The organism is Cohnella yongneupensis (genome assembly GCF_042655785.1).
Taxonomy (GTDB): Bacteria; Bacillota; Bacilli; order Paenibacillales; family Paenibacillaceae; genus Cohnella; species Cohnella yongneupensis.
The window spans coordinates 168,878-191,221 of the sequence record NZ_JBHSNC010000027.1 but is presented as its reverse complement, the minus strand read 5'-3'; the positions used below and the strand labels follow the sequence as shown (position 1 = coordinate 191,221).

The window sequence follows — 22,344 nt, the reverse complement described above, 5'->3', positions numbered from 1 at the left end:
GTCATAAGTAACCCGATTCAGATTTATAGTCTTGTATTCAGTTGTTGTGTAAACGTTATCCTACTTGCCGATTGCCGCCCTGGCTTTCGCCCAGCGCTCGTTATAGGCGTCCAACACGCTCTGCGGATCGCTCGCCACCGCGTATTCCTGAGCGAGATCGGCCCACGCGAATTGCGCCTTGTTGATCACCTTGCTTGCGTATTCGCCCTTCGGGCTGCTCTCGATCAAGACGACCCCGCTAGCCATGAAATCGGCGATCTGCTTCAGATGCGACTTCGTCGCTTTGAGCGCCGGCAACAAACCGGAGTCGTTGTCGTAACCGGATTGCTCTACGAGAAACTCGACCCACGCCTTCGCGGTCTCGATATGCTCGCTGTCTTTGTTCACGGCCAAGGCGGCATCCGACCCGATCGGACTCGTCAGCTTGCCGCTATTATCGGTCGGCATCGGGAAAAACCCGATATCCTCCGGCTTCGCCCCGTTCTCGACGACTTGCTGGATCGCCCAATTCCCGAGCAGCGCCATAGCCGTGCTTCCCGTCGCCAAGTCCTTCTTGGATTGCTCCCAGTTGGTGGAGAACAGATCGGCTTCCGCGTACTTTTTATCAACGATTAGCCGGAGCAGGTTCAGCGCTTTCCCGTACGGCAGATCCTCGGCGAAAGGAGCATCCCTCTCGGCGTTCTGGTCCAGAACGTTCTTCGCATCGCCCTCGATCGCCTGGGCCATCGATTCATAATAATTAAGCGGCCATTTGTCCATGAAGTTCGTCGCGACGGGAACGATTCCGGCGGCCTTGAGCTTCGCGCAAGCGGCCAAAAATTCGTCGATCGTGCGGGGAACTCCGCTAATTCCTGCCTTCTCGAAAGCAGTCTTGTTATAGATTATCCCCGTCATCGTGCCGCCGCTCGTCACCGCGTACACTTTGCCGTCGACCGTGAATTGATCTTGGAAGTACGCTTTGCCGTTCAACCCGAGATCGTCGAGCGGAGCGAAAAACCTCGGAAAGTCTTTCGGCTGAATCGTATCCCCTCCGATGAACGTTACGTCCGGAAGCTGTCCGGAAGCTGCGCGCACCCTCAAGATGTTACTCTGGTCTTTGACCGCCTCGATCTTCACGTCCGCCTCGGGATATAGCCGTTTGAACGCGGCGACATAGTCCATCATCGTCGTGTCCGCGATGTCCGTGCGATGCGTCAGGAACGTGATCGTCCCGTTGATCGTCGACTTCGCTTCCTCGACCGGCTCGGCATTTCGTCCGACGCATCCGCTGACCGTCCCCGCGATCAGCATGACGCCGATCAGCTTCGCCCACCCGTTACTCAACGTATTTTCCTCCTCTTATGCAGCTCTGGCTGTCGATTAAGCTTTGTCCCGATATTCCTTAGGAGTGACTCCGGTAATTTTCTTGAACAACCGGTTGAAATAGACCGGATCCTGATAGCCTACCAACTCTCCCACCTCGTACACCTTAAGCTCCAGATTATATTTCATAATCTCTTTCGCCTTCTCGATCCTCACCTGCAGCAAATAGTCCGTTATCGTCTGCCCGGTCTGGGCTTTGAACAATTGACTGACGTACTGCGGGTTCAAGTAGACTTTCTCGGCCAACTCCGACAGACTGATGTCCTTGCGGTATTCTTCCTCGATGTATTTCTTGATGAGCGTTACGACGCGGCCTTCCGCCTCGCCTTTCGGCTGGTCGCCGCCCTCCCGGTCGCTTTCGCGCTCTCTGTTCGCCTTGTCCAGCAGCCGATACAGCTCTTCCTGATTAATCGGCTTGAGCAAATAATCTTCCACCCCGAGCCGGATCGCCGTCTTGGCATAATCGAAGTCGCGAAATCCGCTCAGCACGATAAACTTAAGCGATTCGTTGAACTGCTTCAATTCCTCAATAAGCTGTAACCCTCCGATCACGGGCATTTTGATATCCGTAATCAACACGTCCGCGATATTGACTTTCATATCCTTCAACGCTTCTTCTCCGTCGGAATAAGTGCCGGTTATTTTGTGCGGGATGTGGCTGTGCTCGATCATTTTGGCCAACCCCAAGCGAATTCTGGATTCGTCATCCGCGATAGCGATTCTAATCATGCGATCTCCTCCACGTATTCCTCATAGGGCAAACATAGCTTGACGGTCGTTCCGACGCCCGGCTCGCTCTCGATTTCCAATCCGTACGCATGTCCGTAATGCAGCTTGATCCGCTGGTGCACGTTGCGAAGACCGATTCCGTGCTTCGACTGGTGATCGTAATCGTCGGCGTCTATTTGGGCTCTTAACAGATGCAAAGTGTCCTCGTCCATGCCGTCGCCGTTATCCGATATTAAGCAGACGAGCTTGCCCTGTTCAATGGCGGCGGTAATTCGGATGATAGACTGATGTTTCTTGTTCTCCAATCCGTGGAAAATAGCGTTCTCGACGATCGGCTGCAGCAGAAGCTTGATCATTTTGCAGTCCATCAGGCTTTCGGGCATGTCGGGTTCGAAAATAAACTTATCCTCGAAACGGTAGTTTTGAAGCTGCAAATACTTGGTCAGATGCTCGAGCTCGTCCCGCAGCGTAACGACTTCGTTCCCCCGGTTAATGCTGTATCGCAGCAACTGGCCGAGCGAATAAATCATATTGGACATTTCTTTGTCGTCATGGATCAGCGCCGTCATTCGCAACGTCTCGAGCGTATTGTAAATGAAGTGCGGATTGATCTGGCTCTGGAGCGCTTCCATCTCCGCGATTCGCTTCCGGTTGCCGGTAACGTGGATTTCCTCTATTAATTCCTTGATATGTTTAATCATCCGGTTAAAGTTTTTGCCTAGCACGCCTACTTCGTCCGAGTATTTGATATTGAAGCGGACTTCCAGGTCGCCTTCCTGTACCTTTCTCATCAGCCTCGCCATCTTCTGCAACGGGTTCGTAAGCGCGAAGGATAGATAGACGGATACGCATAGAGCGAATCCGATAATGATAAGCGAAGCGATGATAGTGAACTTCTGGGTTGTAACCGCTTCCTTGTTTAATTGGGAGATCGGCGTATACACGAGCATTTTCCACTGCGTCTTCTTCGATTTCAAATATTGAACGATATACGCCTGATGGTCGATGTCGATCTTAAAGCTGCCATTGTCGTCAACCGCCCGTTGCACCGCAGGATCGCCGGTCAAATCTTGCGCCAGCAACGCTTGCTTCGAATCGTAAATGACGCGGTTCGCGCTATCGACGATGATCGTCTTGCCTTTGGTGACTCTATCCAAGCCTTGGATTTCCTTCTCGATCACTTTCATGTTCGCGTCGATTACGAACGTCCCCACCGACTCCAGCGTCGACGTGTTCTTAATGTCTTGAATAATCGAGAATACGTATCTGGACGTATTGCTCGTCGAAATTTCATGCGTGCTCATGAGCAGCGGCTTGTTCGATTCTCTCGCTTGCTTGCTCCAGTCTTCGTACCGCTCCTGAATGTCTTTGCGCAAGCCTTCGCTATTCGTTTTGTAGAACACGTGCCCGAAGTTATCGAAAATATAAATAGAGTCCGTGCCTTGTTTGAAATTGCTGAGCAACTCGATATAGTTATCGATCTGGCGTTCCTTCTGCAGGCTGACGGACGGATCTTGCAGCAATTCCTGCAACCCATAGGAAGGCCAGCTGGCATATAGCGGAATGATCGTGACGTTCATCAGGTCGTTAATATAGTTGTCCAACGTCGACATCAAGGTGCCGGACATCTCGGTTACGTATTCCGTGGCGTTCGATTCGATGGATTTCGAATATCTGCCGTAGGAGACGTAGCTTATGGAAGTTACCGGAATGATGACGAGCAGCAGAAACACGAGAATCAATCTTTTCTCTATCCCTAAATTCATGAACGCGCTCCAGAGACGGGAAGAATTGCCGCGGAGCCTCTCCTTGGTGTCTTTGATCACGATGTCGCCTCCCTGTATGTAAATAATTAACGTAGGGGGGCTGGAATTCCTTCCGTCGCGACCGTAAATTCGACAATATATTTTCCCGCAACAAAATACACCTCCCTGAGTTCAAGAGGTGCATGATTGGTCGTATAGGCGAAAAGGAGATCGAGTTACGCTATATGCGAAGCTTCTCGAGCCCCCACATCACAACTTCCTGTCGCTCCGAATAATGCAGCAGCGGTTCCTCGTCCGGCAGCTTAAAGCCTATTCCGTCCACCATCGTATTCTCGTAAATGCGCGCCTCCGCATAATGCAGCGCCCACGGTTCATGGAGAATGTCGCAGCGATAGACGTCGTTCTTGCGGGTCGCATAGAGACAGTATCTTTCGGCGAGCCAATAGTCCAACGTCCCTTGCTGCGCTCGGAAAGCCGGCGATACCGGCTTGTACGTACCGCGAAATACGAAGCCGCCGGCATTACGTCGTTCGCTTATATACCGGATGCGGTCTTCTTCCTGAATGACGTCGATATCGGCCCAGTAATACGGCAGATGATACAACGTTCTAGCACCCAGAACCGCTAGTAAATTCGTCGCGTCCAGACTGAATAAGTAGATGCCCGGCTTATCATCCAAGGTGACATAGGTTCGAACGTTCAGCTCCGCGAAAGCCGTCGTTAGCGGAATCGGAGGCAAATAACGCATTCGGATCCCCGTAATATCGAACGGTACGATGCTGACCCATGCCCTGCCCTCGTACGTGTCCAATCGTAGCTTATTCGGGAGGAACGGCTTTATCGCTTCCGGCTCGATCGGCCAACTCGCGAATAGCAATCGGTTCCACGTCTGCTTCATTCTCCACGGCTTCCGCGGAATCGGCCATGGCCTATGGTCGGTTTTCATCAAGGGCCGCCTCCTAACGTTCATCGTGCTAACATTATTGTCATCGCCCGTACGATTATCCATAGGACATCCGTACAAGCCGCACGCGCGTCACGGCATATAATGTTCCAGCACACTTAATTTGGAGGAGCACGCCATGAACGAACAGATGAATCGGAAGATCGAACAGGCCCGAAGATTAACCGGCCAGCCCGTTTGCGTCGTGCTGAACGACGGCAGCTACTATATCGGGACGATCAAAGGGATGCAGAACGGTCAATTGCTGCTCGCAGGCAAAAAAGGTCAAGGCCGCATGAGGACATCTAAAGGTTCGAAGGGTAAAGCGAAAGTGTCCGGCTTGTTCTCCATGCTCGGCGGCGGCGGACTGCTTGGCGGTGCGGCGACCGGAGCAGGCGCAGGATCTGCTGCCGGAGCGGCCGGGGCGGCCGGCGGCGGGCTGCTCGGCAGCTTCGGCGGTCTCGGCGGCATTATGGGCTTCATGAAGCAAGCATGGCCGATCGTACAGATGGGCATGGGCATGGTCAAGCAGATTATGCCTCTGATGAGCATGTTCAAAAAATAATGTCAGGGAACGAAAAAACCTCTCGCTGCTCGACGGTCGTCATGCGACGCCTTCGATTCGCGAGAGGTTTTATGCTTGCATGCGTTGCTATTAACTATCGCTAACCCTAATCCACACGCTCATCTCTCCGCCGGATCGGTTCCCCCACAGGAAGTAAGGCACCGCGCGCAAAGGAATGTCGGCCGCGGAAGAGGCGGCACCGGATGCGGATCCGGATCTTCTATACGCGGATTGTCCGCTCCAGCCATCCGTCGTTCGCTTCCGTCCCTTCGTCTCGATCGCGACGACTCCGCCGAGCAGCTCGGAATCGAACCGCGCGCGCAGCGGCGCATCCCGGCGAACCGACACCGATGCCAGCGGTTTGCCGTTGTCCGCTTCCTCGAGGCAATAGACGAGCGGTCCGTATTGGATCGCCGCCTTGCCGGCGTTCGCCCGGATTTCCGGATGGGCTTCGATCCACTCGGCGCTAAGCGGCAGCAGCCATTCCACGCGATCCCCGTCCGACCATTCCCGGTCGATATGCGCATAACCAGCCTTCACGCCCGAGGAGTAATCCGTTACTTCCCCATTGATGGCAAGACGCGGAAGCTCCGTACACCAAGAAGGGATCCGCAGCGCTAGCGCGAACCGGGTCGGCTCCGGCAACGAAACTTCGAGCTTCACGTCTCCTTGCCAAGGGAGCGACGCGTGCTGGCGGAGCTTAACCGTATGTCCTCCAAGCACAGTCTCGTAGTCGCTTCCGATGAACAGATGCGCATAGACCGTACGTGCTTGTTCGTTTACCGTATACACGTAATCGCCCAAGGAAGAGATCAGCCGCGCGACGTTCGGCGGGCAACAAGCGCATCCGTACCATTTGGGCCGAGTCGGCTTCACATGGTGCTTGCCCGGATTTTTCTCGCTGGCTTCCGGCCATACTTCGAGCGGGTTGACGTAGAAGTAATGGCGTCCGTCCTGCGCCATGCCGGCGAGCACGAGATTGTACAGCGCTCTCTCGAGCACATCGGCGTATTTGCTGTCCGCTTCGACCTGCAGCATCCGATTAGCGAAAAAGATAAGTCCGATGGATGCGCACGTCTCCGCGTAGACGGTATCGTTCGGCAAATCGTAGTCGAACGTGAACGCTTCCCCGTGATGCGTCGATCCGATGCCGCCCGTAATGTACATCTGCTTCGTCGTCGTGTTCTCCCACAGTCTGCGGCAAGCTTCGAGCAGCTCGCGGTCGCCGTTCAATTGGGCCAAATCCGCCATCGCCGCGTACATATACATCGCCCTGACCGAATGGCCGAGCGCAACGGTCTGCTCCCGCACCGGTAAGTGGGCTTGATGGTAGGCATTATCCGGCTTCCCGGATTTCCCATCCTCCGTCCAAGGGGAGAATAACCCCTCCTCGTATTCGCGATCGAAGAAATACGGCTGTTGTCCCCGCTCGTCGATGAAAAATTGGCTAAGCTTCAAATACCGTTCGTTGCCGGTCGCCCGGTACAGCTTCACCAAAGCGAGCTCGATTTCCTGATGACCGTCGTATCCCCGAAGCTTGCCGCTCTCTGCGCCGAAGACGGAGTCGATATGGTCGGCGAACCGGCACATCGCGTCGAGCAGCTTCCGCTTGCCCGTGCCGCCGTAATACGCGACGGCCGCCTCTATCATATGACCGGCGCAATAGAGCTCGTGGCAGTGGGTCAAGCTTTTCCAACGCATATCGGGTCTCTTTATCGTAAAATACGTATTCAAATAGCCGTCCGGCTGCTGCGCCGCAACGATAAGCTCGATCAACTCGTCCGCTTGCCGTTCGAGATCCGGATCGGGGTGAGACGCCAAGGAATGGCCGACCGCTTCAAGCCACTTGGCCAGATCGCTATCCTGGAAGACGAATCCCCCGAACGATCCTTCCTCCACGCCGGCGGCAATCCGAAAGTTGCGTACGGCGTAGCTCGGCTCCGCATCCGGCACGCGATCGTTCAACGTTTCCCATTGATACGGAATGACGGTTTCCCGCACGAGACGTTCGTAAGATGTCCAGAACGGATCTGCGATTCGGGCGCGATTAGGCAACATGATGTACCCTCCTGAAAAATAACAATATTTTAACCTCACAAAACCTATTTTAGTTTATATATACATTGCAAAGTACATTCGATTTAAACATAATTATTATAAAATATCACACTGAGGAGTCCGCTGTCATGTCCGTAAATCCGTTAGTCGTAATGTTCCAAGCGCCTCCCACGCCCTATTTCCTGGAAAGCGGAAAGGCCGTCTACGAGCCGGGGGACATGCACCCTAATCGCACGGGCATCGGCGTATTCGACCTGCTATTCGTCGTCGAAGGCACGCTGTACATAGGAGAAGAAGACCGGCAATGGGCATTGTCCGCGGGACACACGCTATTGCTGTTGCCGAACCGCCGCCATTATCCTTCGAAGCCTTGCGACGAACGTACGGTCTTCTATTGGATTCATTTTCAGAGCGCCTCGGATTGGATGGAAACGACGGACTCGCCGAATCTGGATACGATAGCGTTGCCCAAGCACTGGATCGCTTCGGACATCCCTTACACGATCCGGTTTATGCAGCAATTGCTCGATCTCGCGGTACGCCCGCGCTCCGTCGCCCTTTGGGAGCAGCAAAGCGCGTTCAGCGAATTGCTCCGTTACATGGAGGAAGGGAGAAGGGCCGCCGACCCTTCCCCCTCGGAGATTATCGCTGAGAAAACCTATACGTATATCCGGCAGCATTATCAATCCGAGCTGACGAACGAGTCGATCGCCGAAGCTTTGCATTTTCACCCCAACTATATCGCCCGATGCATGAAAGAGGTCAACCAATGCACGCCGATGGAGTACGTGTTCCGTTACCGGATGGAACAAGCCCGGTTGCTGCTGCTCAAGACGGAGTGGCCCGTCTCCCGCATTGCCGAGCAAGTCGGTTATCGGTACGCGCCGTACTTCTCGAATTGCTTCAAGCAGCACTTCGGCGAGTCCCCGCTCCGGTTCCGCAAGCGGTACTCGGGGGAGTAGTGCGATGTAAGTTCACCAGCCGAGTCATCGGAAAAAGGGCCGGGAGACACACCTAGGCGGTGTGCTTCCCGGCCCTTCCTCTATCCAGTCAAAATCTCTTAATGCCCCATCATGACGGGAGCGTGGGCATCATCCGATCCTTCAGCTCCATCTTCATCCGAGGTTTTCGGATTCCGCAGCAAGATTGCCAATAAAGCGCCGGCAACCGCGATGCATCCCGCAATGAAGAACGTATCCCCGAAGGCGGCAACTTTGGCGCCGAATCGATCGGTCAGCCAGCCGGCCAACGGAATAACCGCCGAAAGCGCCAGCGTATACGCCGTAATCGACCATTGCATCGTATTGTAGGTAGCCCCGAAATCGTCCATCAAAGTCGGCAAAGCAACGTTCATAACCGTGCTGTCGAGTAAACAGTGCTATTCATACTGGGAAAAAGCAATCTTTCAAACGACCAAATGCCCCGTTTTTTCAGATAGGGTAATCTTCGCTTCGATGCCGGAATTGAAATGCAAATAATCGCTCTCGATGCCATCGCTGAAGATCACGCCGTTTTCGGGCATTTGCGATAATATCTTAAGCGGTTGGGCATTCATCACCTTTCCGAAGATTATGCCCGCGGAAGATGTTCGGCTCGGGAAAGGCTCGCGCACCGAAAAATATAAATGATCGCTATCCCATACCAATTCGTTATTATTCTGCAACTTGATTTTTTGATCAATTATACTGCTTGTTATCGTTGAAGCTCCCATCAGGATGCTTTTCATCCATCCGGTCGAGCCAAGCCCAGTGGAGATAATGATCCCGCTCGAAGACTGAAATTCATGTCTCTCGCCCAATTGGATGTGATACCTAGCAGACACATGCGTACGCTGGCCGATGAACAGGTCATTTACGGCATACATAACCTGTCCGTCATTCAGCGTTGCTTTGGCCATGGTGACTTCCTTTACGGGCCGTTTCAGCTTGAAAACGTCCGGAATAATCAACCTAAGATCCGAGGCTTGGAAGGGCAACCGAATTCCGTCCCATCTATATAAGTTGAACTAGAGACTTTCGGTTAGAACTCCTGATTCTAAACGAATACAAAGACGATCAATTATCTTTTGGGGTTCCTTCATGATTTGCTCCATAAATGATTGCACGTTCTGTCTTATTTCAGCGACGGTGTGGTAAAAAACATTATTTACCACATCTGCCTTCAGCCACTTCCAAAGTCCCTCCACAACATTGAGTTCGGGACTATAGGGCGGTAGAAAGACAAGTTCAAGCCGATCACGTTGCTTCTTAAGGAAAGGCTCGAGCAACTTGGCGTGATGCGCTCTGGCATTATCCAACACCGTGGCGATTTAAATTCAGGGAGTAGAACTTTATTGATTGACATAAAATACCTCCATCGCCGGGACAGGAGGAAATATCATGCGCAGAGTTGCCGGGATGTTGTTCAAAGCGCTTTTGCTTCATAAGAAAAAAAAACAATCAGCGGCCTCTTTTCCCTTTACTCAAGGGATCGGCCATTTGCTTGCAACCGCGCGTAAATCGAGCGACTTCAGACAACATTCGTTGACGAATGAACCGGGCATGTTCGTCCTCTCTTATTACAATTCCTTGATCGACGAACAAAAACTTCGGCGACACGTATTGCAACGGTTTCAAGAAGAATACGCGAATCCGGATAACCAAGCCGAGTTGGAGAACCTTCATCAATGGATTCCGATTGAAGATATCGCAGTAATGGACGATATCACCAAGATTGAGTCCAAATTGCTTAAAGGATACGCGATACTGCAAATCCGGGAAAATGATTCCCAATGCGCATTAATCAACTTGTCTAATATCCAAGCCGGTTTGCGCAGCCAAAACGATGCGGAAAACGAATTCAGCGTGGTCGGACCGAAAATCGGTTTTGTGGAAAACATCGATATCAATCTCCATTTGCTGCGGCAGCAAATCAACACCCCGAAATTGATTTTAAAGGAATTCAAAATCGGCAACATTTCCAATACGAAAGTCGTCGTCGCCTATATTGAAGGCATCACGAACGAGAAGCATGTTGAGACGATGACTCAACGATTGCAGGGGATCGATTTCGACGTCGTATTCGACTCTTCCCAGATCCATCAAATCATTTCCGACAATTCGACGACTCCGTTTCCCCTTTCCTTATCGACGGAGCGCTTGGATAGGGCGGTTTGGTCTTTGATCAACGGGCAAGTCGCCGTTTTCAGCGAAGGATCGCCTTATGTCGTAACCGCTCCCTCTACCCTGCTTGATTTTTTCATATCGCCCGAAGACTATTTTTTGCCCTGGATCATCGCATCTTCCTTTCGATTGATCCGCATATTCGGCGTTATGTTTTCCGTATTCGCGAGTTCCATCTATATAGCCGTGCTGACCTTTCATTATGAGATGATTCCAAGGGTTCTGCTCATTCCCTTGAGCTTTTCGCGTCATAACGTTCCCTTTACCCCCGTCTTGGAAGTCCTTTTTTTGGAAATCACGATCGAACTGCTACGGGAAGCCGGAGCGCGGCTGCCGACCAAAGTCGGACAAACGCTCGGCATCGTCGGGGGAATCGTGATCGGACAGGCCTCCGTTGAAGCGGCATTAACCAGCAACGTTCTGCTTATTATTGTCGCCTTATCGGCGTTGGCTTCGTTTACGACTCCGATCTACAAAATGTCGAACACCATCCGTTTTTTGCGGTTTCCGCTCATCCTACTGGCAGCCATCTGGGGAGGATTAGGGATTGTCTTGGGCATTTGTTTTTTGATCGCCCATTTAACAAAGTTAGAATCGTTAGGCACGCCATATACCGTTCCTTTGTATCCGTTCAGGGCCAAAGATATGTTGGACAGCATCATTCGTGCGCCGTTTAGCGTCACTACGAAACGACCGTCCCATTTACGCCCGAAATCGATTTGGCGATATCATCCGAATAATCCTGCCAAAAAGCGCAATGAATTCGATGAATAATTCCCGTCCGCGAGGTGACCCATGCGAGCCTTCCTAATCAGCGCGTTCTGTTCGCTTGTCTTTCTTGCCGGATGCGCCAATCAAAGAGTTTTGGATAGTATCCAGCTCGTTCAAGGATTGGGCTACGATCTGCAGAACGGCAAAGTTGCCGGAGCGGTCATTTATCCCAATTTCGAAGAAAAAGGAAAGGTCAAATTATACATGCTGAAGACGTTAGCGGATTCGCATGAGGAAGTGCTCACGAGATTGTCGACCAAAGTGCCGAACCCGATTGAAACCGGCCAATTACGAATGATCATATTTGGGGAAGCGTTCGCCAGACAAGGGATCGGCAACTTGTTGACCAATTTCAGCCGGATTTCGGAAATCGGAAGCCGAACCCAATTGGCCGTAGCCGAGGGGACTGCGGAGATGATCATGAAAGCGAGTACGGAAGTCAATATCCCTTTCCACTTGAACAGCAAAATCACGCAGCTTATCAAATTCGGGGATTTGCCCAAAATGAATTTGCATATTTTCTTGGAAAATCTCGCCTCTGAAGGAAGAGATCCATACACCGCGTACTACACCATCGAAAGAGGCCAAATCAAAGTGGACGGGCTGGCTTTATTTCGCAAAGCTAAATTTGTCGATAAAATCAGCATGAAACAGACATTCTTGTTGAAGATGCTCATGGAAGGAACCCAAAACGGAGAATATCAGATGAAGATCAAAGAAAACGATAAAGAAGGTTATGTATTGTTGAAAAATCTGAAAGGAAGACCCCGCTACTGCCTTCAACAAACCGATGGCTCTCCGAGCTTCTCCATCGCTTTATCTATGAAAGCGCAAATCAAAGCTTTGCCGCCCTGGTTCCGGATGACGGAGAATAAAGACACCATCCGATTGGAAAAGCTGATCGATGAACGATTGAGAGAAGATTTGGAAAACCTCCTGGACTTTCTTCGGAAGGAAAACGTGGATCCGATCGGTTTCGGGGACAAGGTGCGAGCGAAATCGAGAAACTGGGACCTCAATAGGTTTCAGGCTCTTTATCCGCACATGAAAACCACGGTGCGTGCGAAAGTAAAAATCATACAAACCGGCATAGTGGAATAACGCATTCCGAATTCGAGGTGTGTCCTGATGAAATCCCTCATGAACGAACGATACTTGGTCACACCGTACTTCGTTTTCTTTCTGATCAGTTCCAACCAGATCGGTATCAGGCTGGCGTCTTTCCAAAGAGATCTGATCAAAGGGGCGGGTTATGACGCGTGGATTTCCATCCTCTTGTGCGGAGTCGGCATCCCGATCATCGTCTGGATGATGTACCGGACGCTGAACAAAGCGAAGAAGGATGTCACTTCCATCAATCGGTATTGCTTCGGCAAGTGGGTTGGAAACGGATTAAACGTCATTGTCAGCCTGTATTTTCTCCTGGCTGCGTACACCTCTCTCCGTTCCTACATTGAAGTGGTCCAAGTATGGATGTTTCCGTTGATGAAGACATGGCAGATCAGCATCATCTTTCTGCTTCTCATCTATTACATCGTTTCAGGCGGTTTTCGGGTCATCACCGGCGTCTGCTTCTGGGGCGTGGTCATTCCTTTTCTCATTTTGTTTCCCCTTGTGTTTTTTCCTCTGGAGTTCGCGAGGTTCAGCAACCTGCTTCCCTTCTTCCATCATTCGCTCAACGAAATATGGATTTCGACCCGGGAAATGCTCCCTCCGCTTCTAGGCTTTGAATCGCTGCTCCTGTTTTATCCTTTTATCAAAAATCCGGAAAAATCTCAAAAATGGGCCCATATCGGGGTTATGTTTTCCATTTTCATTTATTTGACGGTCGCGATCGTTTCTTTCCTGTTGTTTAATCCCGCTCGCCTTCCGCACGTCATCTGGCCAACCATCCACATGATCAAGATCGTGGAGCTTCCATTTATCGAAAGATTCGAATATATCGTGGTCTCAATGTGGTGCCTTGCTGTATTGCCGAAAATCTGTTTAAGCCTGTGGGGGGCGTGCCGCGCGCTGAAAAATGTGATTCCGATCAAGCAACGCGCCGTTTTAATCCTATTCGTGCTTGCTTGCGGCATCATATTGAATGTACTGGATGAACGCAGAATGATCGAATTTGCGGAAGATGTTTATGATCATATCGGCTTCTATTTCGTATGTGCATATGTCCCCATCATTTTCATCATCACGCAAATGAAAAAAAGTCCGCCGGATGTTTCCGGCAGCCCGTCATCCGATCATCCAAGGTTTTAACATAGAATGGCAAGGCTCCGGGAGTTCATGCGGGTGAAAAAACTTCACTTCGTGCTATATAAGTTGAACCAGCATGTTTCTTAGTTATGGTAAAGGTTTCCAAACATTAGACGTCGAATAAGTGATGACTATAAGTCGGAGCAGAGTCGTCGGATGTTCGAACGGTATCAAACTGTCCGATTAAGCCTGCTTGGCTACACTCAGATTCAGATTGCCACGATCATTGGCAGATCGGAACGTGCAGTAGGAACTTATCTGCAGTGCTACGAGACATCCGGATTGGATGGATTGCAAATCAAATTTGCTCCTGGGCGATGTGAAAGATTGACTGAGGAACAACAAGCAAAACTTAAACAAACCATCATGGATGCCCTTCCCCACGAAGTCGGATTCACTACAAAGTTCAATTGGACGCTTGAGCTGATTTGTAATTATATCGAACGCGAATTCGGTGAAAGCTACTCCACTCGTGGCGCTTCCAAACTGATGAGTCGTTTGGGCATGAGCTATACGAAACCTACGTATACCTTGGCCGGGAAGGATTTCGCTCTTTACAGGCTCCGCGACTAAGCTGAAATAACATCCAAGTTTTTATCAATATATGGATGGGTATTAAGCAATAGTCCTCGCTAGAGGGTCGCATGACATTGCAAACAAAAAGCGCGCTCATCCGACGGGGATGGCGCGCCTTTTTCGCTCAAAGGCAGCCTATTTCAGCCCTCAACCCTGCTTCCTCTCTATTTCTTTAACGATCCGGCAGCAGTCGCGAGCCTGCTTCCTGAATCGCCGCAATGGCGTCGTCGACCGGCTTGCGCCCCCCGATCGCCGCATTAGTCTCGTCGTCGATGACCCGCAACAGTTCGTTCTTCTCGTTGACGCCGAGCGAATACTCCGCCTGCTGCGGTACCGGCCGCAACTTGTAGAACACCTCGTACAGCGGATCCTTCGTCAATCTTCCATTGAGCTGCACGGGCAACGCGAATTCGGAATCTGCATAGATTCCGCCCATTGTCTCCGACATGACTCCTTCGATGACCTTCCAAGCTTCCTCGGGATGATCCGACTGTGCGGGAATCGCGAATATGGAGTCCGCCGCAACGTTCCCGCCCCGGCTCGGGTCCCGCGATTGGACCGGTCCAGGGAGCAGATCCCACTCGAACGATAGCTTCTGACGGTTCAGCTGCTTCACGTAATACTCATCTTCGACCGTGAGCGCCGCCTTCCCTTGGGCGAACAGGTCGCGATCATGCATCTCGCCCTGACTTATAAGGTTGCCCTTAGCCTTGTAGGGTTCGGCATTGAATGTACCATGCTCATAGGCGGCGATGACCTTAGAGATAAGGGAATGCCACGATTGACTATCGAAATTAAGACGGTTGGCGGCTTTGTCGTACATCTCGATCCCTTCGGTCTGGGCGATCTGGGACATGAGATCGTATGGCTTAGTCAACGTTCTCATGCTGAAGCCTTTGACGCCTTCCTCGCCCCCTGGCCGGTCTACGAACAACCCTGCCAATCGTAGAATCTCGTCCCAGGTCATATCCTGATTCGGCAGCGGCACGCCATAGCGTTGGAACAGCGATTTATTGTAATAGACCGCCGTGTTGTGGAAAAGAGGAGAGAGCCCGTACAGCTTGCCTTCCTCATTGTTCCGTACCCTGTCGAGCATCCCCTCGTACAGCGTGCTAAGGTCGAACTTATTCAACGACGCCATGTTCTCGAGGTCGCGCAGCAACCCCGCATCCGCGGCGTATCTGTATTGCGGAACATATAGGATAACGAGGTCCGGCTTCTCTTTCTCGAACATGGATTTGAGCGCGACTCGGATATCGAGAGTTAAGTTGTAATAGCTCGGATCGTCCATCGGTATGATCTTGAATATCGTATTCGGATACACGGACTGTAAGGCGCTGCGGTAAAATGCGTCGAACGTCATCTGATTGACGCAAGCTATCCTCAGCTCGGTCGGCTCTGCAGGAGGTTTAGTCTTGCCGGTGCACCCGCTAGACGCTGCGAGCATGCAAACCACCAGCACCATGGTAACGAAGCGCCCTCGTGCCCTCATTGGCTCGCCTCCGATCCGCCGATGAACGCAGCCTGTTCCGCATCCGCCTGCAGTCGCGCCAACGCCTCGTCGACCGTCGACTGTCCGGCCGCAATGTTCCGAACCTCCGCGTTCGCTTTCGCCGACAGGACGCTCATCACGCTGTAATACGCGGGCAGTTGGCTGCGCTCCGCTTGCAGCAGTACGGCGGATACGTCCAGCTCGGACTCGTAGTAGCGGCCGATTGGAGAGCCTTCCCCTATCTTCGCGTCCGGCACCGCCGCGAGCAGCATTTGCGGTCCCCCCGTCTCGACGGCTTGAGTCGAGCGTTCCTTGCTTGCGAGATAATGGATAAATTTCATCGCCTGCAGTTGATTGGCAGACTTGGCGTTAATGGCATAGACCACGCCGTCGGTCAGCGAGCTAATTTTGCCCGGGGTTGTAGGCGCGCTCAGCGGAATCGCACCCCATTCGTCCTGCAACAAGCCTTGCCGGATCGCTTCGCTCATGACGTACCACGACAGGTACGGCTGCAGCGTCATCGCAGAGCGGCCGTTATAGAACGGATTGCCGGCTATCGCCGCCTTTAACGGATCGGACTCTTCGGCATTAGCTGACAACTCGTCGCTGATCCAGCCTTTGCGAAGGCCTTCCGATACTTGGCTCCAGATGGCCTTCCAGGTGGCGCCGTTTACTTGAGGGTGGCCCTTCGCATCCAAGATCGATAGTCCTTGGGACAGCCCAATATCATTAATCATTCGAAAAGGATCCGACGAAGATCCATATGAGAAGCCGTACACCGGCTTGCCCTGATCGCTCGCACCTTCGAAACGTGCGGCTAATTGGACGATGTCGTCCCATGTTGCGCCTGTCTCGGGGATCGGCACGCCTTTGCTCTGAAACAGTGACCGGTTGTAGATTAGCATATTCATATCAAAATCATCAAAGATGCCGTATATCCGCCCATTGCCCGCTTCCTTAACCAGTTGGACCGAGGACGGGTAGAGTGCGTTGAGATCCAATTTTTCCTGTTTAATCAGATCGTCAAGCGGAACGATCATGCCGTCCGCGGCGAGGTCGTCGACGAAAGCGAGCGGAACTCGGAGAACGTCCGCGTTGGATTCGCCCACCCATTTCTTGTAGGATGCCAAGTCTTGTTTCTGTCCGTACTCCTCGCTCGGTACGACGACATCGAACGACGCTTTCGGATGATCGAGCATATACGTCGAGCCAAACCGGGCCATAAAGCTGAATTTGTCGTAATACTGTACGGTCAACCGAAACTCTTGCTCGTCTGTTTCCGCCGCCCCGGAGCTCGGAAGGAGCATCTGGCGGAAATCCCCGACCACCCAGACGATTGCCGCCAACAGCGTACAGACCGCCGCGATCGCTATGCTTCGGATGGGGCTTCTGCGTTTGCCGTTCAATCGTATCCTCTCCTTAATTTGCTTCATGGATTTCCGGGAGAAGCCGCCACTGCCGAGCGGAAGCTCTTCGAGGTGTTTCTCCCATTCGGAATGTTTCATGGACGCTTGCCTCCTTCGAAAGCCGTAGGCTTGCCTAGCTTGCGGCTAATCGCGGCCCGTGCGCGGAAAATGCGCGACTTGACTGTCCCTTCATTAACCTGCAACAATTCCGCGATCTCTTTCAGCGCGAGATGGTGATGCGCGTACAGCAACAGCGTCTCGCGCAGCTTCCGCGGCAAGCTCAGCACGGCATTCCACGCTTCGCGTTGCTCGAGCGAGACGAACCATTGCTTCTCCGCGGAAGGCTGGAACGTGCTCGTCTCGCACTCCTCCCAGACCAGCTGGACGCGGCGAAACCACGCGGATCTGAAGTAATCCCGCGCCGTGTTGCGGGCGATCGTGAGCAGCCACGCCTTCATCGTCATCCCGCCTCGGAATGAATAAATCGCGTTGTAGGCTTTTATGAACGTTTCCTGGGCGATATCCTCGGCCAGTTCCCGGCGACGCGTCAAAAAGAACGCGTAGTTCCACACGTCCTTGCCGAACGTCATCATCAGTTCGTCGAGCAAGGCGTTGCGGTCGATCCCTTCGTCCATCTGCTTGATATACTCGTAATCCACTCCGGCAACCTCCTCTGACCAAACAACGAGCCTGACGCTGCAAAGTTCCTTTTTTTTCAACGGTATATAAAGTAATTGAAGGAATTATAGGACGAACAAGAGGCTAGTTGCGAGCAGTTACGCTCGCAATAGCCTCTTGATGATTTTCTTGGCCATGATCGCGGAGAAGTGCAGTCCGGGCATCGGGTCCTTAAAGCTCCATACCGCAGGGGCTTTTCTTGTGAAGTAGGAGCTGACAATCTGCCGAACGTTCAGTTGCTTCGCTCTCCGATAGTCTCTCGATGCAATCAGATCTTGGATCAAGAAGCAGATCGCGATGCCTGTGTCCTTCTGAACATACCCGGTGCCGATGTCTTGGCCAGTCAGCTCGCGATAGAGGATCAAAGGAAAGTTAAGGCCGCACTTGCGAAAAAGCGGGTCAAGCGTCGTCGTGCGGGCATTGATCTCAATCATATAGAAGCGACCTGATGTCGCATCCTTCTTGAACTCAATATCCGCGAAACCCTTGTAGCCGATCGCTTCCAGGAAAGGCGCACCGATATCGAATAGCTCCGGAATATGCTTCTGCTTCGAGAAGGTGGAAGCGCCGAAGCGGATCGGAAATTGGCGCAGCTTCTGGCAAGTCATCCAATGCGTGACTTTCGAGGATTGATTCAGATGCGCATCGAAAGTATACACTTGATCGTCGAAGCCCGTAATAACGCGCTGGACGATGACGTTTAGCTTCGCATCGACAGCTTTGCCGACTGCGGCCCGTACGTCCTCGATGTTCAAGCACAAGAAATTTTTCTCTCTGAATTTCGAGACGAAAGCGGGCGAGTCCGTCGGCTTGACGATACACGGAAATCCGATGTCCGCTACGACTCTCTCTTCGAACCTCTCTTCATCCGGATGGATCGAATTAGGCACTAAGACGCCATGACGAGCGGCCAGCTCATAAAGACGGCCCTTATCCATAATATCGCTCCACAAGCCTTGCTCCGTCATCGGAATCAAGTAGTATTGACGCAGCTCGTCAAGGTACCGATCAACGAATATTACATAGGGATCGACGCTGGGGTAAAGCACGGGCTTTGTGCTCTGCTCCTTGGCATAAGCGATTAGCGCTTGCAACAGTTGCTCCGGATGCTCCCTGTAATGCGGAACGATATGGTGTTCGCGAAGGTATCTGGACCGGGCGCCATACGTATTCTTATAGGAATAGTCCATCGCGACGGTATGAACGCCGTGAGCGCCAAGTCCACGAATGATGCTTAATCCGGTATAAAAGTTCGATCCGAGTATGACGGTTTTAGGCTGCATCACATGCGGCTCTCTTTCGCGGAGGGATGAAGTTATCTTGGTGTAATATTCGACATGTTCACCCACTATCCTTTACAAAATTTTCTACATAATCGATCGTGAGCGCGAACACGTTGCGCATGTCTTGCTGAAAGGTTATCGGGACAAAGCCGAAACGATAAATAAACGGGATTTGCGAGAGTGGAACGACGATCGGCTGAAGGCCGAATCCATGCGTCTTCAAAGCGAACTATCGTTACCAAAGAGCGAGCCAACTAAAAAAGCGACATCCCGTAATGGAACGTCGCTTTTCCCCTTTATTGTTGGCTGGCCAAGTATTGGTCCAACTGTTCGAATGTACCGCCGAACCCTTGTTTGACCATCGGCTTCATGGCTTCAAATGCTGCCAATTCTTCTTCTGATGCATTCACTGGACCGCCGCTGAATGTTACTGTGGTCTTTCCATTTTCCTCCGTAAAGGTCAAGATGTTGATAATCTCAAGCGGCCAATTCGGGTTAAATGGAGCACGTACTGTATTCCCTTGTTCATCGCTGAACGATTGAACGAACACAAGTTTCTCTGGCTCGTTCACCTCTTGATAAACAAATTCCCCCCACATACTCATCCCGTCAGGGGATTTCTGACAGCCGAGAAACATCCCGCCCGGACGAGCATCCATCTTACTTATTTCGAGTGAGAATCCCTTTGGTCCCCACCATTTGCCAAAATGCTCAGCCTCCGTCCACACCTTAAATATGAGTTCGCGCGGTGCGTTAAATTCACGAGTCAACAACACTTCATGGTTTTCCACTTCTATTCCTCCCGGTTTCTTTGGTTTTGAAGTTGCGTTAGATACTCATCCAACTGATCAAATTTGATTTTCCCACAGACTGCGAAACGTGCTAAGCCAGTAATCCATCTCCTGAAGGGGCTGGGATCTTAATTTGTATAATCGACGATTGGCAACCGGATGCACATCTACGATTTGTGCTTCGGTAAGTACTTTTAAGTGTTTGGATGCTTGTGGCTGCCGGAGTTGGAGCTTACTCGCAATCTCCCCTACGGTAATAGGGCCGTTGCGCAATAGCTCTACAATCCGCAATCGGGTAGGCTCTGCTAAAGCACCGAGGGTTTCCAGATGCATCTCAATCTCCTCCAACTCAAAGCTTTCTCTTCATTAGAGCGCTTGGGAGGACTGAGCAAGCAGAGAGGAAAGCAAGGTGTAGTCCGGAGAAACTCCCTCTTTATTTTTGATCCATTTGCGTTCCGGTGGTCCTTCGAAGCCCTTCGGAAACTCCATGCCAGCGGTGTTCATGATCATGAAGGCAATCGCATCCTTTGAAGGCGATATGACCGCAGCGAAGTGACCGTTTTTCAGAAAATGTGGTTTCTTGTATTGAATTCGCTCTTCAATTGATGGGATGGTTTGGTGGACGATCTCTCTTAGACGCTTAGCAAGTTCAATTTGCCATGTCGCTCCCAAGTTCTCGATATAGACAGTAACCTCTTCGTTCATCATTTCCTTATCAACTCCTTTCCACGCAATTGTTTGTTTCTCAGAAACCAAGTATGCTATATGAGGAATATTCCAGTAAAGGAATATTCAATGTTCCGTACAGCGTAATGCGGAACATACGAGCGCGCGTTTGGTCCGTTCTGTAAGTACTTTCACGAACCAATTGTTGACTCCGTGTTGACTTCGAATCATCAAAAATACACCGCCATGGCACTCGGCCCAAATGGCGATGTATTTTACGTTTCCATACTGCTATACGTCTTTAGGCGTCTCTTCATTTCCAGTTGCTATGGGGTTGGACATGTAGCTAATCCAATCGCTCCAGCTGTCGGACTCTGTTTGTTTTATACAACCCAGTCGCCTTTGCGAAAGAGAGGTACAACCTCTCCGGAAGAAGTTACACCGTCAATATTCAGCTCTGAGGATCCGATCATAAAGTCGACATGAACGACGCTCACATTCACTCCCCGGCCGAGCAGCCCCTCCGATGTTAATCTCGTCCCGTCCTCGATCGCGATCGGAAAACCATTCCCGAAAGCTAAGTGGCAAGAAGCATTTTCGTCAAAAAGCGTATTATAAAACAGCGTGTTCATCTGCGTAATGGGGGATTGCTGAGGTACTAATGCGATTTCACCCAAATAACGCGCTCCCTCGTCGACATCGAGTCCCAGCACGGAAGCCAGCTCATCGGATGGCAGATCTGCCGTCGCTTTCACGATTTTACCCTTCTCGAAGTGAAAAGTCAGATCACGGACCAGTCTTCCGCCATAGCTTAAAGGCATCGTGGAACGAACCGTTCCGTTCGTTCTAACGCGGTCTGGCGAAGTAAAAATTTCTTCGGTCGGAACGTTAGGAGTGAACGAGATCCCTTTGCCGTTCTTCGTCGTCGCTCCGCTAATCCAAACATGCCGTTCGGGAAGCCCGACAGTCAATTGAGTGCCCGGACCTTCATAACGAAGCTCCGCAAACTGCATCCGATTCATGTATGTTTGCCTCTCGCGCAGCCGGTCTAGATGAAGCTTCCATGCGGCTACCGGATCTTCGTGATCCGCGCGCACCGCTTTCAGCAGAAGCTCCCACAGTTTTTCTTTTGCCTCAGGGATCGTGTCTTCAGAAAATACGCGTTGCGCCCATCCACTAGTCACGACTGAAGCGACAACCCAGCTTACCTCCATAGTGCCGTGATAAAATTTGCGAAATGGCGCCATGGCTCCCAGCTCGGCTTTGCGATAGGCGTCCGTACGTTCCGAAGCTATCCCATGGAATAAGGCAGGATCCGGCGCATAAGTCATGACGAAGGCGGCATCCTTCTTCACTGCCTGCAAAAACCGATCCACCTTCCAGCTGTCGTACTCCGCCAGCAGTTCTATCGAATTGCGTTCCTTTTGAAGCCGCGAGATAAAGGGATCGAACCAATGTATTTCGACTTCGCTTGCGCCGTAATCATATGCTTTTTGGGTTAGCCTGTGAATGAACGTCTGCGACTCGATCGGCGTTCGGAACATCTCCGGACCTGCGCCGATCACGACCGGCTGACCCGGTTGAAGGTTTAATCCAACCTTCAATATCACATCACAATAATTGTTCAACCACGACTCCGGATAAGCCATAAGACCTCTCCTCAAAATGAATTTTAGATAATAGAATTATAGCACGCTTAAAGTAGGCACCCGAAGGAAAATCGACTCCAGCTGTGACTCCCTGTTGACTTCAGCACATAAAAAATACAGAACAACGGCATCTCCCTCGCCGTGCTCTGTATTGAACTTCGCATACTATTATACTTACTTCCGCCTTCACTTTCGGCA

The 22,344-nt window shown here is 51.5% G+C and carries 18 protein-coding genes and 4 pseudogenes; 6 read left to right on the top strand and 16 right to left on the bottom strand.

Annotation, left to right across the window (positions count from 1 at the left end; genetic code table 11):
- Window positions 1-60 precede the first annotated feature (60 nt).
- From ACFPQ4_RS09815 to ACFPQ4_RS09800, 4 genes are all read right to left on the bottom strand, one after another.
- Window positions 61-1,323 (bottom strand): ABC transporter substrate-binding protein, encoded by a 1,263-nt coding sequence (locus tag ACFPQ4_RS09815; protein WP_378111643.1) that lies wholly within the window; start codon window positions 1,321-1,323, stop codon window positions 61-63.
- A 36-nt stretch (window positions 1,324-1,359) separates the two neighbouring features.
- A complete protein-coding gene (locus ACFPQ4_RS09810; protein ID WP_378111642.1) occupies window positions 1,360-2,091 on the bottom strand; it encodes a response regulator transcription factor in 732 nt (243 codons plus the stop codon).
- Window positions 2,088-3,917 (bottom strand): sensor histidine kinase, encoded by a 1,830-nt coding sequence (locus ACFPQ4_RS09805; RefSeq protein WP_378111640.1) that lies wholly within the window; start codon window positions 3,915-3,917, stop codon window positions 2,088-2,090. The genes ACFPQ4_RS09810 and ACFPQ4_RS09805 overlap by 4 nt, the downstream gene beginning before the upstream one ends.
- A 160-nt stretch (window positions 3,918-4,077) precedes the next feature.
- On the bottom strand, window positions 4,078-4,803 hold the full coding sequence (locus ACFPQ4_RS09800) for a YqjF family protein (RefSeq protein WP_378111639.1): 726 nt from the start codon (window positions 4,801-4,803) through the stop codon (window positions 4,078-4,080).
- 136 nt (window positions 4,804-4,939) lie between these two features.
- On the opposite strand from ACFPQ4_RS09800, the gene ACFPQ4_RS09795 reads away from it, so the two are divergent.
- On the top strand, window positions 4,940-5,365 hold the full coding sequence (locus tag ACFPQ4_RS09795) for a hypothetical protein (RefSeq protein ID WP_378111637.1): 426 nt from the start codon (window positions 4,940-4,942) through the stop codon (window positions 5,363-5,365).
- 90 nt (window positions 5,366-5,455) lie between these two features.
- On the opposite strand, the gene ACFPQ4_RS09790 is transcribed toward ACFPQ4_RS09795, so the two are convergent.
- Window positions 5,456-7,423: a glycoside hydrolase family 127 protein gene (locus tag ACFPQ4_RS09790; protein WP_378111635.1), complete on the bottom strand. Its 1,968-nt coding sequence runs from the start codon at window positions 7,421-7,423 to the stop codon at window positions 5,456-5,458.
- A 128-nt stretch (window positions 7,424-7,551) separates the two neighbouring features.
- On the opposite strand from ACFPQ4_RS09790, the gene ACFPQ4_RS09785 reads away from it, so the two are divergent.
- On the top strand, window positions 7,552-8,385 hold the full coding sequence (locus tag ACFPQ4_RS09785; protein WP_378111634.1) for a helix-turn-helix transcriptional regulator: 834 nt from the start codon (window positions 7,552-7,554) through the stop codon (window positions 8,383-8,385).
- Window positions 8,386-8,483: 98 nt separating this feature from the next.
- Here the strand turns inward: ACFPQ4_RS09785 and ACFPQ4_RS09780 are convergent.
- From ACFPQ4_RS09780 to ACFPQ4_RS09770, 3 pseudogenes are all read right to left on the bottom strand, one after another.
- Window positions 8,484-8,780, bottom strand: a pseudogene (locus ACFPQ4_RS09780) (MFS transporter); the annotation flags it as partial.
- Window positions 8,781-8,828: 48 nt separating this feature from the next.
- Window positions 8,829-9,416 (bottom strand): annotated as a pseudogene (locus ACFPQ4_RS09775) (sugar kinase); the annotation flags it as partial.
- Window positions 9,417-9,428: 12 nt separating this feature from the next.
- Window positions 9,429-9,731: pseudogene (locus ACFPQ4_RS09770) on the bottom strand (transposase); the annotation flags it as partial.
- Window positions 9,732-9,801: 70 nt separating this feature from the next.
- Here ACFPQ4_RS09770 and ACFPQ4_RS09765 point away from each other — a divergent pair.
- From ACFPQ4_RS09765 to ACFPQ4_RS09750, 4 genes are all read left to right on the top strand, one after another.
- Entirely contained in the window at window positions 9,802-11,358 is a 1,557-nt protein-coding gene (locus ACFPQ4_RS09765; protein WP_378111632.1) for a spore germination protein, read from the top strand.
- Between the two features lie 21 nt (window positions 11,359-11,379).
- Entirely contained in the window at window positions 11,380-12,456 is a 1,077-nt protein-coding gene (locus ACFPQ4_RS09760) for a Ger(x)C family spore germination protein (RefSeq protein WP_378111630.1), read from the top strand.
- 27 nt (window positions 12,457-12,483) lie between these two features.
- Complete coding sequence (locus ACFPQ4_RS09755; RefSeq protein WP_378111628.1) at window positions 12,484-13,608, top strand: GerAB/ArcD/ProY family transporter; 1,125 nt, start codon at window positions 12,484-12,486, stop codon at window positions 13,606-13,608.
- 153 nt (window positions 13,609-13,761) lie between these two features.
- Window positions 13,762-14,178 (top strand): winged helix-turn-helix domain-containing protein, encoded by a 417-nt coding sequence (locus ACFPQ4_RS09750; protein ID WP_378111627.1) that lies wholly within the window; start codon window positions 13,762-13,764, stop codon window positions 14,176-14,178.
- Window positions 14,179-14,353: 175 nt separating this feature from the next.
- Here the strand turns inward: ACFPQ4_RS09750 and ACFPQ4_RS09745 are convergent, their stop codons facing one another.
- The 8 genes and pseudogenes from ACFPQ4_RS09745 to ACFPQ4_RS09710 form a co-directional block, all read right to left on the bottom strand.
- Complete coding sequence (locus ACFPQ4_RS09745; RefSeq protein ID WP_378111625.1) at window positions 14,354-15,673, bottom strand: ABC transporter substrate-binding protein; 1,320 nt, start codon at window positions 15,671-15,673, stop codon at window positions 14,354-14,356.
- On the bottom strand, window positions 15,670-17,178 hold the full coding sequence (locus ACFPQ4_RS09740; protein ID WP_378111623.1) for an extracellular solute-binding protein: 1,509 nt from the start codon (window positions 17,176-17,178) through the stop codon (window positions 15,670-15,672). Before ACFPQ4_RS09740 ends, ACFPQ4_RS09745 begins: the two co-directional genes overlap by 4 nt.
- The gene (locus ACFPQ4_RS09735) at window positions 17,175-17,738 is read right to left on the bottom strand and encodes an RNA polymerase sigma factor (protein ID WP_378111621.1); all 564 of its coding nucleotides are present in this window, start codon (window positions 17,736-17,738) and stop codon (window positions 17,175-17,177) included. The genes ACFPQ4_RS09740 and ACFPQ4_RS09735 overlap by 4 nt, the downstream gene beginning before the upstream one ends.
- A 117-nt stretch (window positions 17,739-17,855) precedes the next feature.
- A complete protein-coding gene (locus ACFPQ4_RS09730; protein WP_378111694.1) occupies window positions 17,856-19,040 on the bottom strand; it encodes a carboxylate--amine ligase in 1,185 nt (394 codons plus the stop codon).
- A gap of 296 nt (window positions 19,041-19,336) precedes the next feature.
- The gene (locus ACFPQ4_RS09725; RefSeq protein WP_378111619.1) at window positions 19,337-19,831 is read right to left on the bottom strand and encodes an SRPBCC family protein; all 495 of its coding nucleotides are present in this window, start codon (window positions 19,829-19,831) and stop codon (window positions 19,337-19,339) included.
- Between the two features lie 2 nt (window positions 19,832-19,833).
- Window positions 19,834-20,164, bottom strand: a pseudogene (locus ACFPQ4_RS09720) (ArsR/SmtB family transcription factor).
- 33 nt (window positions 20,165-20,197) lie between these two features.
- Entirely contained in the window at window positions 20,198-20,536 is a 339-nt protein-coding gene (locus ACFPQ4_RS09715; RefSeq protein WP_378111693.1) for a DUF1801 domain-containing protein, read from the bottom strand.
- Window positions 20,537-20,880: 344 nt separating this feature from the next.
- A complete protein-coding gene (locus ACFPQ4_RS09710) occupies window positions 20,881-22,146 on the bottom strand; it encodes an aminopeptidase (protein WP_378111618.1) in 1,266 nt (421 codons plus the stop codon).
- Between the last annotated feature and the right edge of the window lie 198 nt (window positions 22,147-22,344).